The organism is Catonella sp. (genome assembly GCF_052169795.1).
Classification (GTDB): Bacteria; Bacillota; Clostridia; order Lachnospirales; family Lachnospiraceae; genus Catonella.
This window is the reverse complement of the sequence record NZ_JBQNBU010000048.1, coordinates 1-16798: the sequence shown is the minus strand read 5'-3', so window position 1 is coordinate 16798 and position 16798 is coordinate 1. Positions and strand designations below refer to the sequence as shown.

The following is a 16798-nucleotide window of genomic DNA, read 5'->3' as shown; positions in this document are numbered from 1 at the left end:
ACTTCTTCTTTGTCTGTTTTTTCTACTTCTCCTAGTAGGGTCATTCCTGTTATTTGTTCGTTATATACTATTGGTGTTTTTTGGTTTCCTTTTGCTCCGTATTTGTATGTGTATTTTAGTTCTTGGTCTTTTAGTTTTACTTCTTTTTCATATATTTTGTATGGAATTTTTTTGAGTTTTCCTACAATAATTCCACTCCTATTTGATTTTTAAATTTAACTTTTAGTACACTTTTTTCTTCATTATTTATTATCATTTCATCATTTACTTTATTAATAGATACAACTTTTTCAATACGGCAAGTAAACACGTTTAATTCTTGGTAATCTATTGATACTTCGCAAACATTTTCATATACGTTCATAAACATAACTATTTTAAATCCTTTATCATCACTTAAAGAATAAATAAGCTCACCAGCCTCTAAATCTCCAATACTTACAGGTTCATTACCAAATAACTCTAATAATTCAAATTCATCAAATTTAATATACATTTTATTTCTCCTTTATTTTGGCATTGCAGATATTACGTCTCCTGCCCCATTTACTACAACCTTTACATCCCCAGTTTCATGTATAAATGTATCCAGATACTTACTTGGTGTTGAAATAGTATTTTCAATTGCATCTTCTACTACACTTGGAGGTATATTTCTTGGATCAACATATTTTTCTACAAGTTTTATATATTCTCTTGTTTGAGGTTTATATCCTATTTTCTTTGCTAAATCAGCAGCTCTTTTCTCTAATTCAGCTCTAATTTGTGGGGTATCAGGTGCCATTCTTTCCAAAGCATGTTGGGAATATTTTCTTCCATTAATATAACCTTCTCCTTTCATCATATCCCATCCAACTTCATTCGCACCTCCAGAAATCACTTCACCAGCGTTATTAGCCAGTGATTTAGTTTGTTTTTCTAAAACTTCTTCACTTGTTTCCTTAATTGCTTTTTCTGTTACTTCTTGTCCTACCTCTTTTACTCCTGTTTTACTTATTTTGTTTACTACTGATTGCCCACCTTTTATTATTAATGCTACTGCTAGGGCTGCATTTTTTATTCCTTTCATAACTGATTGTCCTAGGTTTACTTCTTTTTTTCCTTCTACAAATGCTTGTCTTGCTGCGTCTTCTCCTGTCCCTATAATAAATCCTGATACTGCTTCCGCTACTAATTTTGCTCCTTCTTTTAGTGCTGATGCATCTATTCTACATGATATGGCTCCTGTCACTGCTCCTGAAAATGCTGTGAACGCATATTCTTTTTGACTGCTTACTTTTCCTCTTGCTACATCTCCTACTGCTGTCATTCCTAATGCTAGTCCTCCACCTACCAATGCTCCTATTACTACTGGTCCTGCTGCTCCAAATGTTGCTAGCGTTAACGCTACTGCTCCTACTACTGCTAGTCCTGCTAATATATTTTTTGCGAACTTTCCTTTATCAAATTTTTCTTCAGGTGGGGCATCTTCTATCTGTGGATATTCTTCTTTATCTGTTCCTATTACTTGGGTTTTCGTTTTTGCTTTTTTGTCTATTTCTGTACTCTGTGTTATGCTGCTTTCTACTATGCCGCTTAATGTGTCTCCTTTTGTCAGGTTCAGCTCTTCTTTGGCTTATATTTTTTTCTAATTAACTTTATTTTCTATTTCTTTAAGTGCAAGTTTCGCATTTTCTGATAAATTTTTATTTTTTGAATCAATATAAAGCTTCAACATAGGTATATATTTTTTATTATGCGAAAAGCCAATAATAATAAGAATATATTCTAAATTGGCAATATTAAACTTATCAATATTGTCAGCTAAAATATCTATATTGACATACTCAGCTACATTTTTATATATTGCCGCATTACTTATTGCATTTAACATGCTCTCTTGAAGTTCTTCATCTTTTACTTTAACAACATCATTAATAAGAAGCTGGCATAATTCAAGACATATATCATTTTCCAATTGTCCATATTCAAATACATCTGAAATTTCATCTATTATTTCATCTATTTCATTCACCTTTTTCTTCCTATTATACTTATCTATATAGTTATTCATATCATTATATTCCTTTCTACTTAGGTACTTTTATAGGTATATGAGTATCATCTATTATAATTTCATCATAAAACTCACTATTTGGATTACTAATACCTGGTGGATGAAATTTGCCACTGCTATCCATATATTTTTTACCTTTTTGTACTCTAACAATCCAATTATCATAAGCATTACTACCTATTGGTGCACTTTGATCATAGCCATGAACCCTGACTCTTATCGTTTCTCCATTTTCAAAAAACTTATATTCAAATCCTTCTGTTACTTTTCCTTGGATAGGTGTTAATTCTCTTTTTTTAGCATTGGTAGGTATACGAGATAAAATATCTTCTATTGTTGTTCCTTTTAAATTTGAAAAATCTCCAACGTTACCTGTTCCTAATTTTGAAAAATCTATTGACTTTGCATAGCTAGTCTCAGAAATCATATCATCAACATTATTAGCAAGTGATTTAGCTCCTTTTTCCACTACCTCTTCTGTTACTTCTTCGCTTGTTTCCTTAACTGTTTTTTCTACTACTTCTTCTACTACTGTATTTACTCCTTGTGTCTTTATTTTATTTAATCCTGCTTTTGCTTCTTTTAGTATTATCGGTACTGCTATTGCAAGTCCTGCATTTATTATGCCTTTTGTCACTGAACGGGTTCCGTCTACTTCTTCTTTCCCTTCTACTAATGCTTGTCTTGCTGCATCTTCTCCTATTCCTATAATAAATCCTGACATTGCTTCCAGTGCTAGTTTTTTACCTTCTTTTAGTTTTTTTGCCTCGTCTATATTAAGCTCAACAAGCAATAAATTTTTATTCAATTACTTGCTTTTTTACTTTCCAATCTCCCTTTTTTCAATATTCCCATTTAAAGGATTAATAAAATATCTTCTAGCGTAAAAATCTGTTGCAGTTATTTCATTTTCATTAACATTAATTTGTTCATACGGAAGATTATTTTGATTTGGAAATACTACATCTAAAGCTTGAACTCTCCATACAATTTCCCCGTGTTTAGAAATTGCATATAAATTATCTAGTTCCGTCTCGTTAAATGGTATAGATAACAAAACGATTATTAAATTCCTAAATATTTTGACATCTCTAATATCATGGTCAAATATAATTTCAGTATTGTTAACCGTTAAAATATTTTTATTTGTCTTTATTTTTTCATTCATAAAACTCTATCTCCTCATTTTAATAGTCTTTCATTAACGAATTCTCCTGTTCTTTGACCCATTAAGTCAAATTGTATTCCACCACCATTTCCCCATCCTTCAAGAGGATTTACAACTCCTGTACGAAGATGAGTACCTGCTTCTAAATTAACATCAGTTACATATTTAGGTATACTAGGAAGTGCAAATTTATCTTGAATTTGTACGGGCGTTAACCCTTCTATATCTTCAGCCTTCATCACCCAAGCATTCTAGTTTTAGTACTCTACTATCTCCAACTGTTCTTATGGAATAGTTTACTACTATACCATGAAATATTGTGGTGAAATCTTTTCCTTCATCTGCTACTTCTAACTCTACTGGCAGTTTTTTTACACTGCTTGTCATTATTAATTCTTCTTGCTGTGGTGAAATTCTACCTTCAAATAGCAGCCTACTATGTTCGTTTAGTTTTTTTACTAAATTGCAACTTAATATACTTATAAATGTAAATGGTTTTAAATGGATAATAATATCTCTCATTTTAAATTACCTCCTACTTAAATCTTTAATGCTTTCTATCACAAGAAATGCCACTTCTTTATAATCTTCCATATCTTCTCTTAAACAGTTAAATATTCCGTGTAGGAGCTTGCCATCTATTACTGTAACATAGTATATATAGTATATTTGTGAATCTATGGCATAGCCTTTAAAATCAAACCAGCTTACTATTTTATCTCCTATCTCTTCTGTTTTTTGGTCATAAAAAACATTGGCAGGATTTACTTTTTTTATCATTTTAGAAAAAGTTTTTGCTATATCTTTTAATTCATCTTCTTTAACTGATTGTTCAAATAGGTTAAAGCAAAAATTTATACCACCTGTTGAATCTGTTTTGATAATTTGTGGTCTACTCTCAGATGGATATTTTATCTTTGCAAGATCACTAGGCATATCTACAAATGTTTTTGGCAACATAATTTCTAATTTATCATCAAAGAGTTTAACTGGTTCAAATTCTATAAATTCTCCTTTAATTAATACTCCTTCCTCTAATGATATTTTCCTGTTTTTATTTCTCATTTGTATTATTTCTTCATCAATGAAATCCATTTGTTTTTCTCCATTTCTTTTTTATTATTTTCCTATATACTTATTATTTTATATACGTTAGTTATAAAAATAAATTTTTTATAAAACTTCATTTATTCCTTTCATCATATAATTTTACCAAGTTATCTTCTAATTCTTTTCCATCATTTAGAAGTTTTCTTAGCTCTTGTGCAGATATATACTTTTTAATTTTATAATCATCTTCCATTTCTCCGTCCCATATGATTAAAAAATCTTCAAAATTTATTTTATATTCATTATATGGATCATATTGATGTTCTCCTTGATACGCTGGTGATAGTAATGTTACTTCTACACGGTAACTATTGTCATCGTAATATAGTGGTAGATTATTATTAGAATTACGCCAAGATTTTTTCAAATTCACATAAGTCTTATTCGCTACCTTAGTGTTTATGGATTCCAGACCTCTATAAAATGTAAAACTTCTAGATTTATTAGATAATATAAGAATTTCGTAATCTGAATTATATTCATTTCCTTTCTTATATTCTATTTTTGATTCATAACCCATTTTTTCAAATTCGCGTTTGTATTTGTCTATATTTGTTACAAAATATTGTATTATACCTGCTCTTGACTTTGCTAAATTATCTAATTTATTTATATTATATGCAAACTTTGTTAAAGAAATTATAATTATAGAAATGAAAATAAATATTATAGGTTTAAATATTCTTTTTTTCATTTTTTCACTTCGACATTCCATCTTCTAAATATTTAATGAAATCATCTTTCGTTTTTTTTATTTTTTTATAGTGTTTTACAGTATCACTATCTTCATTTCTATTTTTCGTTCCATCACCATTTAAGACATCAATAAGTTGATTTCTATTAGTAAGTTTCAAAACATTATTAAAATGTTCTTCTCCATTTAGAATTACTCCGCTGTTTACTATCGAATTTGTAAATAATGCATCTTGAATCAGGCTTTTAGAGCCACTAGATATATATTGAGAACCTATGTCTATTGTTAATAAGTCCTTTTTTATATATTTAAGTCCTTCTTGTGTACTTCCATTTCCATAAAATTTCAAAAATTCATCTACTCTATTGATTTTTCCATTTTCAATCTTTTTATTATAATCTAATATAACATCCAATGGTTCTTTACCGGATAACATTCTATTATATGTATTTGTTGAATCCAAATCAGAATTCATATCATCCGTTCCCATTCTTGTAGAAAATACATCTCCTTTATAACTTCCTAGTGCATTTAAATTACCTATTGTTCCGTCAAGGAAGTTATGTAACAGTGTATCAGCAGAGAATATAGCATATCCTATCCATTCATGGGCTAAATCTTTCTTAGATGAATTTATATGTTGATGATTTACACTTTTATGCAAATCTTTAACTTCTTTATCACTCATGCCGATTTTCTTTAAATATACTTTTGTTTCCTTAGTTGAAGGTATATTTGCTGTTATTTTCCACCTACGACCTTTACCTCCATCATAGTTATCACATAATGATGCTAATTTGGAGTAAATAAAGTATATCTTTTTTTTATCTTTAAGTTTTTTTTGTCTCGCTTCGTTTGAAAGCAATTTATATGCTTTTAAATAAAGTTTACTTTCTTCCGAACTTAAGCCGTAACTTGATTTCATCATAGATGAATATCCTTTTGATTCATAGTATGAATCGCTATTCAAATAATCATTTTCTGTCATTTTATATTCTTGACCTGATGATACAACAGTTATTCTTCCTCCAGTGACACATTCTAGATATGAGTTTGTTGTTAAAGCATATTTATCTTCATCGCCTACTATAAGTCTCCTATTTACATTTAACCATGGGGCGTAGCCTGCAAATCCAGGCATGCATTTGCTACCTGTCTTGGAGCATGTTCCAAATGACATAACATTTACTTCCGGTATATAATCTCCACTGTTCATTACTGGGTTTTTACCTATATATACTCCATGACAAAGTGGTAGATTTAATCTTCTTTGACAACTACCACAGCTACATTGTAACAATGCTCCTCTTACAAGATATTCATATTGTTCGCTCATTATTTTTCTCCCATTCATTTTTCTTTAATAAAATCTGTAGTTTCTAATCAATTAATATTTTTCTTTGAGGTACAGCTTTCTTTTTTACTCCTTTAGAATTTGCTTTTTCTTTTTTCAATATGTCTAACAAATGGTGATATATTGTATAATTTGTTACTTTTCCTAAATTTTCTTCTTTTTTTATCTCTATATATCGTATAATTTCCTCTATGTTCATAGTTGTATTTAAGCCTAATACTTGCATACAAAAAAATGTATCTAATGGATTTTGTGGTCTTAAATCAAGCATTTCTCTTGCAAAGTTTTTAAGTATCTTTGGATGTAATCCTACTTTGTCTTTTGATGAGTAGGGTGAATGTATTAGATTTACTGTATCAAATTCTGTACACATATCTTCAAAATCATCATATACGTAGCGAAGTCTTGCTCCTTCTTGTAGTTTAAATCTACATAGCTCTATCTCACTTTCTTTTGTAGATAAATCATCTGATGTAACTACAAAATGCTTTTGCATGCCATCTATTTTTTCTTTAGTTTCTTTTTTACATATTTTTACATAATGCCATATATTGGTTGGATGATATTCTATTTTAATATCTTTATTTAATGTGTAAACTTCTTGTTCATATAAAAATACGCCTTTAGATATGTTTATAAAATTATCTTCTACTTTTATATCTAATCCTGATATTATCCCAGTTGTATAACCTGTATAAAGTAAATCAGGTAGGTCAAAGGCGTGATTTACAAGCTCATTCATTTTCTCTGCTTTTAATATGACACCTTCACCAAACTTTGGTCTATATTTTACAAATCCTTCCATAGTTCCTCCTTATCTTGTGCCATCAAAGAAGTTAGATAGCCAGCCATCTGTTTCAAATGATAAGAACTCTTCATCTGTAGTGTATATACGCTCTCCGAGTCTATATACTGCCACCACTATGAATCCCCAGCTATTTTCTTCTGGTAATAAAAAGAATTTCATTTCACGTTCTATTATGTCATCCAAATCATCTTGTACTATTCTACCTTTATATTTGGCTAATATTTCATCTGTATCTGTAATGAAAAACTCTTTTGGATTTTTATATATATTGTATGTGTATTTTAAGTTTCCATCTGAGTCTTTTAAGAATAGTTTTAATGTTACATCTGCCATATTCCTTGATATGTGTCCATACATTGTTTTTCTTGAGTTGCCGTTTAATAATTCTTTTTCTTTTCCTTCGTGATTAAAGGCTGTTATTATATATGGGAATGCTGCTTTTTCACTTGATATGGCAATATCTGCATATCCAAACTTTACATCTTTTAGATATTGTATTGCTCCATCTACACAAGATAGTTTTAGCTCATATTTTGAATCTATATCTTTAGTATTACTTGATGTGGATTCTATTAATTTTCCGGGTATAAACTCTTTCAAAGCTTCTCTAAATATATCTATTTTGCAGCTTTGTCCTGTGAGCTTTAATATTGAAAACTCTGCTAAACTTCCATCTTCATAAATACTACCTATGAATTTTTTTACTATGTTATATATGTCTGCTTTTAGCAGTAGATTTATTTCAAATATACTTAAATACTGTGTTGGTATATCCTTTTGCAAAACTAGCAGATTATTTTCTCTTACATATAATCTCCATCTATTTACTACTACAAATTTTGTAGCTATTTCTTTTAGTTGTACTGTAGATATACCTATTCTTAGAGTCCCAGTTTTTTTATAAAACTCTTTTTTTACTTTTTCAGCCATATCAAATAGATAATAAAAATTACTTTTTACTGCATAATAGTCTGCTATACTTTTATGTTCGTAGTCTTTAAATCTTGTAGGTATTATATCTTCAGCCTTTTTATATTCTTCTTCTAATTCTTTATAAATATCATCTGTGCTTTTTAACTCATCTACTGCTCTAAATAAGTCTATGTCAAAGTGTTCCATTATTTCTTGTATATTTTTAAATCCATCTGTTGTATATGAATATACAAGCCCTATTTTTAACAACTGCATTATTCTAAATGTGAGGTTATTGCCCCCAAAGTCTGTATCGCCATTTTCATAAGCTGTTTTTATGTCAATCTTATAGGATACACGATTACTCTCAATAGAAAAACTGCATGATGATAAATCCGTTGTGCCACCACCACAGTCTATAATAAGTGCTTTGTACTCCTCTTTTGGTTCATAGTTTCCACTTTCAATCAGCGATGATATGGTGTTGTATAATACTGCAACACCTTCATCAAGCATTATTTCATCTTCTATTATGTAAGAAGGGAGTATTTCTTTAAATAATTTTTGAAACTGCTTTTTTTGTTTGACAGGGCTTGATATATGCAAATGTGTTATATCGCATTTAAACCGCTGTTTCGCAAGGTCTATTATATATTCTAAATATGCCTTTATAAGCTCTTTTCTCTTAATAAAGCTTCTATGACCATTTTTATCTATTATTTCTTCTTCTTTTTCAGAATCACTGACAAATCTTTTTATATCATAAAATACTGAAAAGCCATCTTCCATATGGCTAAGCTGAAATATACGACCTGCTTCATAACCAAATATGTATTCTATTTCATCATCTGCTATTGAACTAACCCCTATTATAGTTGGTAATGTGGGTACTATATTTTTATTGTTATCCAAGTGATATACATAATTTATATGATTTCTTTTTAATATGTTTTCATTTGGATCACCTTTTATTTCTTCAAAGTACGCATCATCAAGATATAACCCTGCTGTTGTATTTGATGTTCCAAAATCTATTGCAAGCGGCATTGCTATTTTTTTAAGCTTTCTTACCTCAAAATCAAGTACCTCTACTACACTAAAACTAATATACTTAGGCAGTAGAGGTCTATCCTCATAATATAACGAGTAAAAAAGGTCAGATGTTGCCCTATCCATACAATATAAGGCATAACTACGCTTATTTGCTTCAACGCATGGAATATCCTTTGACTTCGTGATATATAGTTTGTCAGTATCTCCATTTTTTTCTCTGATATTAAATATTGCACAAATCTCGCCATCATTTACAAGAATTGCATTCGTATTTACAAGTTCTTTTTCATATCCTATTGTAAAATTATCAAAAATTTCTGTTGATAAATTTTTATAGCATATTAATTTTGCACAGCCTCTGATTGTATTTCTTTTGAAATCAAGCTTTGCACTTTTTAATACTTGGGATAGTCTATCATTACCTTTTATGTCATATTCAGATATAAGCAAATGTTCTTTTCTTCCACGAAATCTCATTATTTGATATATGTATTCATCTTTATCAAAATCGGCTAGCATTCCGTTTACAATTTTTTCCTCGTAACATATATCTCTAAGCTCATATGTAGTCATAAGCTCCAGTTCTTCTCTTGTATAGTAATTCATGGCTATGTATCCTTTCATATCTTATAGTAGTTCAATCTCATCAAGATGTAGTGTTTGCTTAACTCCGCCAACTCCAAAGTGATTTTCCCAAAATATCCTTGGTTTATATCCTACTTCCAAAAACATATCTATTATGAAGTTCATTTTTTTAATCTGCTTTCCATCTTTTTTTATTCCTAAATATATGAGTATCCTATGTGGTTCTTCCTTCATCTGATATAGCAGCACATCTGGATAAATACTTTTTAGAGCATTTCTAAAATTGTACATCGAAGAACCAAGTTTTAGCTGGGTTAAAAGAATAGGCAAAATTTTATCTTTTTCATTTTTATTAAATGCTTTAAAGTTTTTTTCTATTTCTTTCCCAAAAACGCCTAAATCTATTTCTTCTTCTAACTGCAATAGATATATACTTTCTTTGCTAATCCCTTTTGATAAATCAATCTCACTTAAAAAATGAATTACTAAGTCAAAAAACTTTTCTTTAAACTCTATATTTTCTAAAAATCCTTCATTTAGAAATTTGCTAAACAGGTCATTAAATCTATAAAATGAGTTTATTTCTATATTTGTATTTTCAATTTCTTTTTGATTAAGGCTTGAGAAAGATTGCTCATACCATGGACTTATGTCATTTCCTTGCTTAAAAAAAAGCTCACTTGATTTTAAGTTGTTTTGTTTTGCTTTTATTACCATTTCCCATATATAATTCATGACTACACCTAAATTTTTCCAATGCAGTGATATTCTTGCATATACTCTTGCATTATAGTAGTTATATAGCTCATAAAATCCTCTACCAGATATTCTTCAATGTCAGCGGTTTTAAATGTAAGTAACAAGATTTTTTTATCCTGATTATTTAATATTTCATCATATAAAAATTCACTCATAGAATAGCTTTGTATGTTTGATAAATCAGCATCCAAAACTTCTACTTTTTCTAATGACAAAACATCACTGTATGGATTTTGATTTATAACTCTTTGTAACTGTGCATAGGTTGAAATCCTACTTTTGTATTCACTTTGTATCAAATCCGCTAAATTACTTTTATATATATTTGAAAGTACTTTGTATTCATAGCCTTCTATTTTGTATTTTGGACGAAATTCATAAAAAAGCCACTCTCTAGGTTGCATATCATCACAAGCAATAGTGATATTATGTTTGTTTTTCTTTTTGAAATATATATTTACATCTGTATTAGCTACAAGATGCTGTGAGTTTTTATAAAAAGTAGAGTTTAATACTATATGCTCATATTTTATACTGCCATTTATGCCTATTGGAAATGCACTTGTTTTTTCTTTTACTTCCCAGATATTCCATAATGGGATAATGTCTTCTAATACATTTAATTTTTTATAATCAATTTTATATTTTACAAAATCACCTTTTACGTTATCTGACTTTATTTCTTTTATGGATAGTGTATACATTCTGATTAAGTGTGCTATACAAAGTGTATTGTACATAACTGCGTTATTCATAAATGCTTTATATATCTCTTTTAGTTTATTTAGATATCTATCATCAAAATTTATTTCAAAAACTGCATCATATATTCCTTCTGTAGTTTCAATTTTGCCGTTAAATGTATTGTTTTCTTTTATTTGCATCAATTTTGAATATTTTTCTTTTATATATATGCTATCTAAACAGTATAATTCTCCGTTTGAAAGTGTTTCTTGTATTTTGACTATATCAATATCTTTTCTTTTTTCAGTTTCATATATTGGACAAAGAAAAGTATCTGTTTTGTCATACTTTGAATTTTCTATAACGCTTGTATATATTTCAATTTTTTCTTCTTTTCTTTCCAGTTCATCAATCACACTTTTTGATATTTTGGATATTTCTTTTCTTGTCATATCAAAGAGGTCTATCATAAATGATTCAGCCATTTGCTTATATAGTATTCTATCTGATATACTGTCCATTTCTAATATTCTATTATTTACATATTTTTCCACATTGAAATCTTCCTCATAAAATGGCTTTCTCATTTATGTTCCTCCGTTAACTGCACATCACATTATTTTTAAACTATATTTAGTATTATTAGTATCAGATATTTATATTTTATCTCTTGGTTTTTTCTTCATAGTGTAAAATATTATGTGTATAAAATTTTACACTATGTTTCTTTAATCTAAACTATTTTTATTTTGAATTTTCAGACACACCCTAGCATGAGCAGATATTTTTACAAAAATAGCTAATGCTCTTTTATTAGCATTATGCTAAATCACTAAAATTATATCACATATGATTCTAATTTTACTAAATTTTCTCCAATTCATATTTTATAAAGTTATTCAAAAAAGTGTATTATTTCTTAGTTGCTATGCAAAAATAATATACTTACTAGGAACATAATCAGCTAACCAAACTTTATCATTACCAGTGTAAAACTTAACCCCTTCAGAACACGCTTTAACACAATCAATCTTTAGCACTACAGGTTTCTCATCATGTCTTTTTCCAACTTGTAATGCAGTTTCTGTATCGACAGACAAATGAACATACTGTCTATTTTTAGGCAATAACCCATTATATTTTATTTTTTCAATAAAGCGCCTTGCTGTGCCATGATATAATACCTCTGGTGGAGCTTCTGCTTCTTTCAAAATTTTTAGTGGTATAGAATGACCATATAACGCTTTTATCTTCCCATTAAATATTTCATGACGTTTTTTATCAGAACGTTCTATCATAAGCAACAAATCTTCTGAACTTATACTATCCCAAATAGAAATTCTTTTTAAAGAACAAATTAGTTGGTTAATATCTACCCACCCTTCTTCATCTATCTCTAATTCATATTCCCAAGGAGCATGACGTAGAGCATACGAAACTTCCTTACTCAATTTTAAATAATCCATTTATTGTTCCCTCTTTTGTTTCTAATATTTTATAATCACTTGCTATAAATTCGAATAATCCATTACTATCAAGATAAATTGCATAATGTTTGATATCCCAAAATTCTGCTATTTCTTTGTTTAATTGTTTTAATTGTTTAACCCACTCAGAATCAATAATTTCAACAAGGGAATCATATGAACCTTCTAAAAAATTTGTGAATTTTTCTGTTGTATGTCTATGTGCTTGAACTGCATCAAACAAAATTCCTGAATTGAAAATCTTATCATCATTTTTTTCATCATAAAAATCAAACAAAAGCCATGCATCTCCACCAGGATAGAATAGATTCACTCCGCCTTCTGCAATATATGTAGATGGCACTGGGAATTCCCAAAGTTTTTTTATTTCCACTATTTAACACCTCCACTCATTCTAACTGTTGATACGCCTTGAGTTGACGCAAATGCTAGACGAAATTCAAGGAAAATTTGAGGAGAAAATTTCATCCCCTATAGGGGATGAATCATCCGTTTCGCTTGCCTTAATCAGTTAGTTTACTATTTAATTTAAATTTATTTACCACTTGTTTTTACAAGAAATTTAAAAGAGTTTACACAAAAAACTTGACACTACCCTTCACCTTCTTTAGCAATAACAACTCATAAAATCAAAGAACACTAAATGTGTCTCTGATAATTATATATTTCAAGTTATAACTTACTGCCTGAAATATATCCTTAATTGTCAAATTTGCCTAACTTAATTTGACAATTCAAGCTATTCAATTCTTCTTCAATTTATTCTATTGATTTTCAAAACTAACGAATTTATCCATTTCTACTCTTCTATGAACTCCAAACTTATCCTATCAACCTTTATTTTTACATATTTCCCATACATATATTGATAGTCTTCAAACACTTCATCTTCAATCAAAATATTTGCATCCAAAATCCCGTGTTCTGTTAATAATCCACTTATTTCATATGCAAATGAATTACCATCCCTATAAAATTGTTTTTCTTTACCTTGCTGTTCAACTATTTCAAATTCATCAAGTACAGTAATTCCGACTGATATAGGATAACTTTGTCCTTCCTTTATAATATACGGACAAACATTTGCAAAACCAGTCAGCGTAACTTCATTAATAGTCACTGTCACTTCTTCTTCAATATCTTTATTTATATTCCTAATTAACGCTATATATTTCATTTATTTTTCTCCTTACTAGTCTATAGGATTAATTTCTTTTATATTTTTTCCATTCAACATTTTCCAAAAATCTTTTCCACTCTCTACATGGTAAGTAGTTATTTCACCAATACTATTAGTTCCTACAAATTCAAATTTAGAAAGTCCCTTTTTACTACTATTTTCCATAAACCTTGTATATCCTGTCCTAATTTCTCCTTTATATTGATATTGAACTTTATAACCATTGTTCATAACATCTATAGCACCATCCAAATAATCATCTGCTGTATTATACATCCATTTAAATTCTTTACCGTGTTTTTCAAAATGCCCCTCTAACTTTTCTAAAGACCCAAATTTAGCTTTACCAACCCCATCAGAAATCACATCATCAACATTATTAACTAGCGTTTTTGTTCCTTTTTCTGCAACTTCTTCTATTACGTCTTCGCTTGTTTTCTTAAATCCTTTTCCTATTACATCTTCTGCTACTTTTCCTGCTACAGTATTTACTCCTGGAGTCTTTATTTTATTTACTACTGCTTTTCCACCTTTTATTATTAATGGTACTGCTACTGCTAGGGCTGCATTTTTTATTCCTTTCATAACTGATTGTCCTAGGTTTACTTCTTTTTTTCCTTCTACAAATGCTTGTCTTGCTGCGTCTTCTCCTGTACCTATAATAAATCCTGATACTGCTTCCGCTACTAATTTTGCTCCTTCTCCCAGTTTTTTTGCATTGTCTATGCCTCCTGATATGGCTCCTGTTACTGCTCCTGTAAATCCATTAAACATATACTCTTTTATGTCACTTACTTCTCCTCTTACTACATCTCCTACTGCTAGTCCTGCTACTACGTTTGTAAATACTTTTGCTTTATCAAAGTCTTATTCTTGTGAAGTTCATATTATAGGCTACTTTATACTCTATTGTAATTTATTAAGAAATTCCCTAATTATTCTGCCTAAAATATTATCCATTGATTCCATTTTCCTCATTTTTTTCATAAGTTCATTGTTATTAACTATAAGATCTTTATTATTTTCATTAATTAATAACCTTAATGAATCAATACACATCTCGAATAGTTCCTTATCTTTTGTTTCAACAAGAGATAATATTATATTAATTTCTCTTATATCTCCTTCTTCTTCAAAGCAGTATACTAATCTTTTTTTCCAATTTAACGGTTTATCCATTATATTTTTTTTCAGCAAGTCCCAATCATTTTCAGAAAAATCTTCCAATATGCTCATCGCTTCATTTACTCCAACATCATACCAATAATCATCTGAAACATTATCACCAGACATTTCCATTATTAATTTGTCGAATTCCTCATATTTCATATATTTACCTCCTCTAATTTTTTGGATCAACCCCTGGTGTTGGTTTACCTCCAACTGGATATCCAGCAGTTATTTTATCGTATTCTTTAATAACATCTATTTCAACACCATCTACAGTCCCATTATGCAATGTTGTAGTTATTCCATTTGTTGTTCTGTTTCCAACTGCTGGCATATCGCCAATTTGTTTTATAGAGCTAATAATTTTTTCATCACTCCATGAGTCAGGAAACATTGTACTTTTTTTAAGCTTAGAAATTGTTCCATCTGGAAACTGATGATAAAATTGAACAAATTTAGTACCATCTGAATTTTTCTTCAGAACCTCTACTGCATAATTTGGATTTGCATCATTCTAAAAATTCGAACTATACTGCCATTTATTTCATATTTATTTTAAAATCTTCCATAATTCATCGCCAATTTTTCCCAATGGTTCATTGGCTTTTATACGCTCATCAAAATCTGCTTTCCATATAAAGAATTCAGATAACCCGCCTCTTGGTGGATATAAATTTTTATAGATTGATTTTATTTCATTTATAACACTATCCAAATCTACATAATTATTATCTATACATTGATTTAAAAGCTTTATTACATATTTAACCTCTGATATTTGATAATCAATATCCCCATTTTCATTTGCTTCTAATATTAAAATCAATTCGCTAAATAATTTTTTTAAATTATCTATAGTTAGTTTATTTAAACTCATTACTATACCTCCTATTTTATAGGTGTTTCACTTAAAGGTTTTACATCATGAATTTTCCATGGTTCTGAAACAAAAATTTGATTACAATTCTCTCCCCCAAGGTAAATACCTCCTTGATATCCAACTGGGCCTTCATATATTATGGTTCCCTTAGGAATTTTTATTGCATATGTTGATTCTATTGTAGAAGTACCTGTAAGTACACCTGTTTTAGGATCAATCCATTGTGCTTTAACTGCAGAATCTATCCGTACTTTTGCTACCGATTCGGCTGGTTCTCTTGTAAACCACTGTCCAAGTGCATTTTGCTCTTTACCTGGAATTGTTAATCCGCCTTCTTTACCTGAGCGATATAAAATTATGTCTTCATCCAAAGTTTCTATATTATACTTCCCTGATATGAAATTTGATGCAGGATTTCCCCTTACTTCAGCCAAAGGTCCAGGATTTTCAATCATATTATAAGCATATTTAGTTTTCGTATTACTTAGACCCTTAGAAATCATTTCATCAGAATTATTAGCAAGTGATTTAGCTCCTTTTTCCGCTACCTCTTCTGTTACTTCTTCGCTTGTTTCCTTAACTGCTTTTTCTACTACTTCTTCTACTGCTGTATTTACTCCTTGTGTCTTTATTTTATTTACTACTGCTTGTCCACCTTTTATTATTAATGGTACTGCTACTGCTAGGGCTGCATTTTTTATTCCTTTCATAACTGATTGTCCTAGGTTTACTTCTTTTTTTCCTTCTACAAATGCTTGTCTTGCTGCGTCTTCTCCTGTACCTATAATAAATCCTGATACTGCTTCCGCTACTAATTTTGCTCCTTCTCCCAGTTTTTTTGCATTGTCTATGCCTCCTGATATGGCTCCTGTTACTGCTCCTGTAAATCCATTAAACA

At 29.5% G+C, this 16798-nt stretch carries 21 protein-coding genes and 1 pseudogene; all 22 read right to left on the bottom strand.

Annotated features, from left to right (window positions below; all coding sequences use genetic code 11):
- Nucleotides 1-181: 181 nt before the first annotated feature.
- Nucleotides 182-496: a hypothetical protein gene (locus ACTTKP_RS08110; protein WP_442553397.1), complete on the bottom strand. Its 315-nt coding sequence runs from the start codon at nucleotides 494-496 to the stop codon at nucleotides 182-184.
- A 12-nt stretch (nucleotides 497-508) separates the two neighbouring features.
- Entirely contained in the window at nucleotides 509-1309 is an 801-nt protein-coding gene (locus ACTTKP_RS08105; RefSeq protein WP_442553396.1) for a hypothetical protein, read from the bottom strand.
- A gap of 318 nt (nucleotides 1310-1627) precedes the next feature.
- Nucleotides 1628-2053: a hypothetical protein gene (locus ACTTKP_RS08100; protein WP_442553395.1), complete on the bottom strand. Its 426-nt coding sequence runs from the start codon at nucleotides 2051-2053 to the stop codon at nucleotides 1628-1630.
- Nucleotides 2054-2069: 16 nt separating this feature from the next.
- Complete coding sequence (locus tag ACTTKP_RS08095; protein WP_442553394.1) at nucleotides 2070-2864, bottom strand: polymorphic toxin type 30 domain-containing protein; 795 nt, start codon at nucleotides 2862-2864, stop codon at nucleotides 2070-2072.
- Nucleotides 2865-2876: 12 nt separating this feature from the next.
- Entirely contained in the window at nucleotides 2877-3224 is a 348-nt protein-coding gene (locus ACTTKP_RS08090; protein WP_442553393.1) for a hypothetical protein, read from the bottom strand.
- Between the two features lie 14 nt (nucleotides 3225-3238).
- Nucleotides 3239-3463 carry a hypothetical protein gene (locus ACTTKP_RS08085; RefSeq protein WP_442553392.1) on the bottom strand — a complete coding sequence of 75 codons (225 nt, stop codon included), beginning with the start codon at nucleotides 3461-3463 and terminating at the stop codon, nucleotides 3239-3241.
- Nucleotides 3453-3746: a hypothetical protein gene (locus tag ACTTKP_RS08080; RefSeq protein ID WP_442553391.1), complete on the bottom strand. Its 294-nt coding sequence runs from the start codon at nucleotides 3744-3746 to the stop codon at nucleotides 3453-3455. The genes ACTTKP_RS08085 and ACTTKP_RS08080 overlap by 11 nt, the downstream gene beginning before the upstream one ends.
- Nucleotides 3747-3752: 6 nt before the next feature.
- A complete protein-coding gene (locus tag ACTTKP_RS08075; RefSeq protein ID WP_442553390.1) occupies nucleotides 3753-4319 on the bottom strand; it encodes a hypothetical protein in 567 nt (188 codons plus the stop codon).
- 88 nt (nucleotides 4320-4407) lie between these two features.
- The gene (locus tag ACTTKP_RS08070; RefSeq protein ID WP_442553389.1) at nucleotides 4408-5028 is read right to left on the bottom strand and encodes a hypothetical protein; all 621 of its coding nucleotides are present in this window, start codon (nucleotides 5026-5028) and stop codon (nucleotides 4408-4410) included.
- A gap of 4 nt (nucleotides 5029-5032) precedes the next feature.
- Nucleotides 5033-6364: a DUF4280 domain-containing protein gene (locus tag ACTTKP_RS08065; RefSeq protein WP_442553388.1), complete on the bottom strand. Its 1332-nt coding sequence runs from the start codon at nucleotides 6362-6364 to the stop codon at nucleotides 5033-5035.
- Between the two features lie 43 nt (nucleotides 6365-6407).
- Complete coding sequence (locus ACTTKP_RS08060) at nucleotides 6408-7187, bottom strand: hypothetical protein (RefSeq protein WP_442553387.1); 780 nt, start codon at nucleotides 7185-7187, stop codon at nucleotides 6408-6410.
- A 9-nt stretch (nucleotides 7188-7196) separates the two neighbouring features.
- Nucleotides 7197-9761, bottom strand: coding sequence for a molecular chaperone (locus tag ACTTKP_RS08055; RefSeq protein WP_442553386.1), 2565 nt, complete (start codon nucleotides 9759-9761; stop codon nucleotides 7197-7199).
- Between the two features lie 21 nt (nucleotides 9762-9782).
- Nucleotides 9783-10457 (bottom strand): hypothetical protein, encoded by a 675-nt coding sequence (locus ACTTKP_RS08050; RefSeq protein ID WP_442553385.1) that lies wholly within the window; start codon nucleotides 10455-10457, stop codon nucleotides 9783-9785.
- A 26-nt stretch (nucleotides 10458-10483) separates the two neighbouring features.
- Entirely contained in the window at nucleotides 10484-11770 is a 1287-nt protein-coding gene (locus ACTTKP_RS08045; protein WP_442553384.1) for a hypothetical protein, read from the bottom strand.
- Between the two features lie 339 nt (nucleotides 11771-12109).
- Nucleotides 12110-12649, bottom strand: coding sequence for an RNA 2'-phosphotransferase (locus tag ACTTKP_RS08040; RefSeq protein WP_442553383.1), 540 nt, complete (start codon nucleotides 12647-12649; stop codon nucleotides 12110-12112).
- The gene (locus ACTTKP_RS08035; RefSeq protein WP_442553382.1) at nucleotides 12627-13043 is read right to left on the bottom strand and encodes a hypothetical protein; all 417 of its coding nucleotides are present in this window, start codon (nucleotides 13041-13043) and stop codon (nucleotides 12627-12629) included. The genes ACTTKP_RS08040 and ACTTKP_RS08035 overlap by 23 nt, the downstream gene beginning before the upstream one ends.
- Before the next feature lie 426 nt (nucleotides 13044-13469).
- Complete coding sequence (locus tag ACTTKP_RS08030) at nucleotides 13470-13847, bottom strand: hypothetical protein (protein WP_442553381.1); 378 nt, start codon at nucleotides 13845-13847, stop codon at nucleotides 13470-13472.
- Nucleotides 13848-13862: 15 nt separating this feature from the next.
- Entirely contained in the window at nucleotides 13863-14624 is a 762-nt protein-coding gene (locus tag ACTTKP_RS08025; RefSeq protein ID WP_442553380.1) for a hypothetical protein, read from the bottom strand.
- Between the two features lie 132 nt (nucleotides 14625-14756).
- Entirely contained in the window at nucleotides 14757-15179 is a 423-nt protein-coding gene (locus ACTTKP_RS08020; protein WP_442553379.1) for a hypothetical protein, read from the bottom strand.
- A 13-nt stretch (nucleotides 15180-15192) separates the two neighbouring features.
- Nucleotides 15193-15504 (bottom strand): annotated as a pseudogene (locus tag ACTTKP_RS08015) (EndoU domain-containing protein); the annotation flags it as partial.
- A 66-nt stretch (nucleotides 15505-15570) separates the two neighbouring features.
- Entirely contained in the window at nucleotides 15571-15897 is a 327-nt protein-coding gene (locus ACTTKP_RS08010) for a hypothetical protein (protein WP_442553378.1), read from the bottom strand.
- Nucleotides 15898-15908: 11 nt separating this feature from the next.
- A partial coding sequence (locus tag ACTTKP_RS08005) for a hypothetical protein (protein WP_442553377.1) occupies nucleotides 15909-16798 on the bottom strand: 890 nt, incomplete at its 5' end.

Bases quoted from the DNA above. Each gene is read 5' to 3' on its own strand.
- ACTTKP_RS08085 (WP_442553392.1), bottom strand. From the start codon at position 3,463: ATGAAGGCTGAAGATATAGAAGGGTTAACGCCCGTACAAATTCAAGAT.
- ACTTKP_RS08020 (WP_442553379.1), bottom strand. From the start codon at position 15,179: ATGAAATATGAGGAATTCGACAAATTAATAATGGAAATGTCTGGTGAT.
- ACTTKP_RS08055 (WP_442553386.1), bottom strand. From the start codon at position 9,761: ATGAATTACTATACAAGAGAAGAACTGGAGCTTATGACTACATATGAG.
- ACTTKP_RS08075 (WP_442553390.1), bottom strand. From the start codon at position 4,319: ATGGATTTCATTGATGAAGAAATAATACAAATGAGAAATAAAAACAGG.
- ACTTKP_RS08110 (WP_442553397.1), bottom strand. From the start codon at position 496: ATGTATATTAAATTTGATGAATTTGAATTATTAGAGTTATTTGGTAAT.
- ACTTKP_RS08080 (WP_442553391.1), bottom strand. From the start codon at position 3,746: ATGAGAGATATTATTATCCATTTAAAACCATTTACATTTATAAGTATA.
- ACTTKP_RS08010 (WP_442553378.1), bottom strand. From the start codon at position 15,897: ATGAGTTTAAATAAACTAACTATAGATAATTTAAAAAAATTATTTAGC.
- ACTTKP_RS08030 (WP_442553381.1), bottom strand. From the start codon at position 13,847: ATGAAATATATAGCGTTAATTAGGAATATAAATAAAGATATTGAAGAA.
- ACTTKP_RS08040 (WP_442553383.1), bottom strand. From the start codon at position 12,649: ATGGATTATTTAAAATTGAGTAAGGAAGTTTCGTATGCTCTACGTCAT.
- ACTTKP_RS08100 (WP_442553395.1), bottom strand. From the start codon at position 2,053: ATGAATAACTATATAGATAAGTATAATAGGAAGAAAAAGGTGAATGAA.
- ACTTKP_RS08025 (WP_442553380.1), bottom strand. From the start codon at position 14,624: ATGTTTAATGGATTTACAGGAGCAGTAACAGGAGCCATATCAGGAGGC.
- ACTTKP_RS08105 (WP_442553396.1), bottom strand. From the start codon at position 1,309: ATGACAGCAGTAGGAGATGTAGCAAGAGGAAAAGTAAGCAGTCAAAAA.
- ACTTKP_RS08070 (WP_442553389.1), bottom strand. From the start codon at position 5,028: ATGAAAAAAAGAATATTTAAACCTATAATATTTATTTTCATTTCTATA.
- ACTTKP_RS08050 (WP_442553385.1), bottom strand. From the start codon at position 10,457: ATGGTAATAAAAGCAAAACAAAACAACTTAAAATCAAGTGAGCTTTTT.
- ACTTKP_RS08045 (WP_442553384.1), bottom strand. From the start codon at position 11,770: ATGAGAAAGCCATTTTATGAGGAAGATTTCAATGTGGAAAAATATGTA.
- ACTTKP_RS08065 (WP_442553388.1), bottom strand. From the start codon at position 6,364: ATGAGCGAACAATATGAATATCTTGTAAGAGGAGCATTGTTACAATGT.
- ACTTKP_RS08090 (WP_442553393.1), bottom strand. From the start codon at position 3,224: ATGAATGAAAAAATAAAGACAAATAAAAATATTTTAACGGTTAACAAT.
- ACTTKP_RS08060 (WP_442553387.1), bottom strand. From the start codon at position 7,187: ATGGAAGGATTTGTAAAATATAGACCAAAGTTTGGTGAAGGTGTCATA.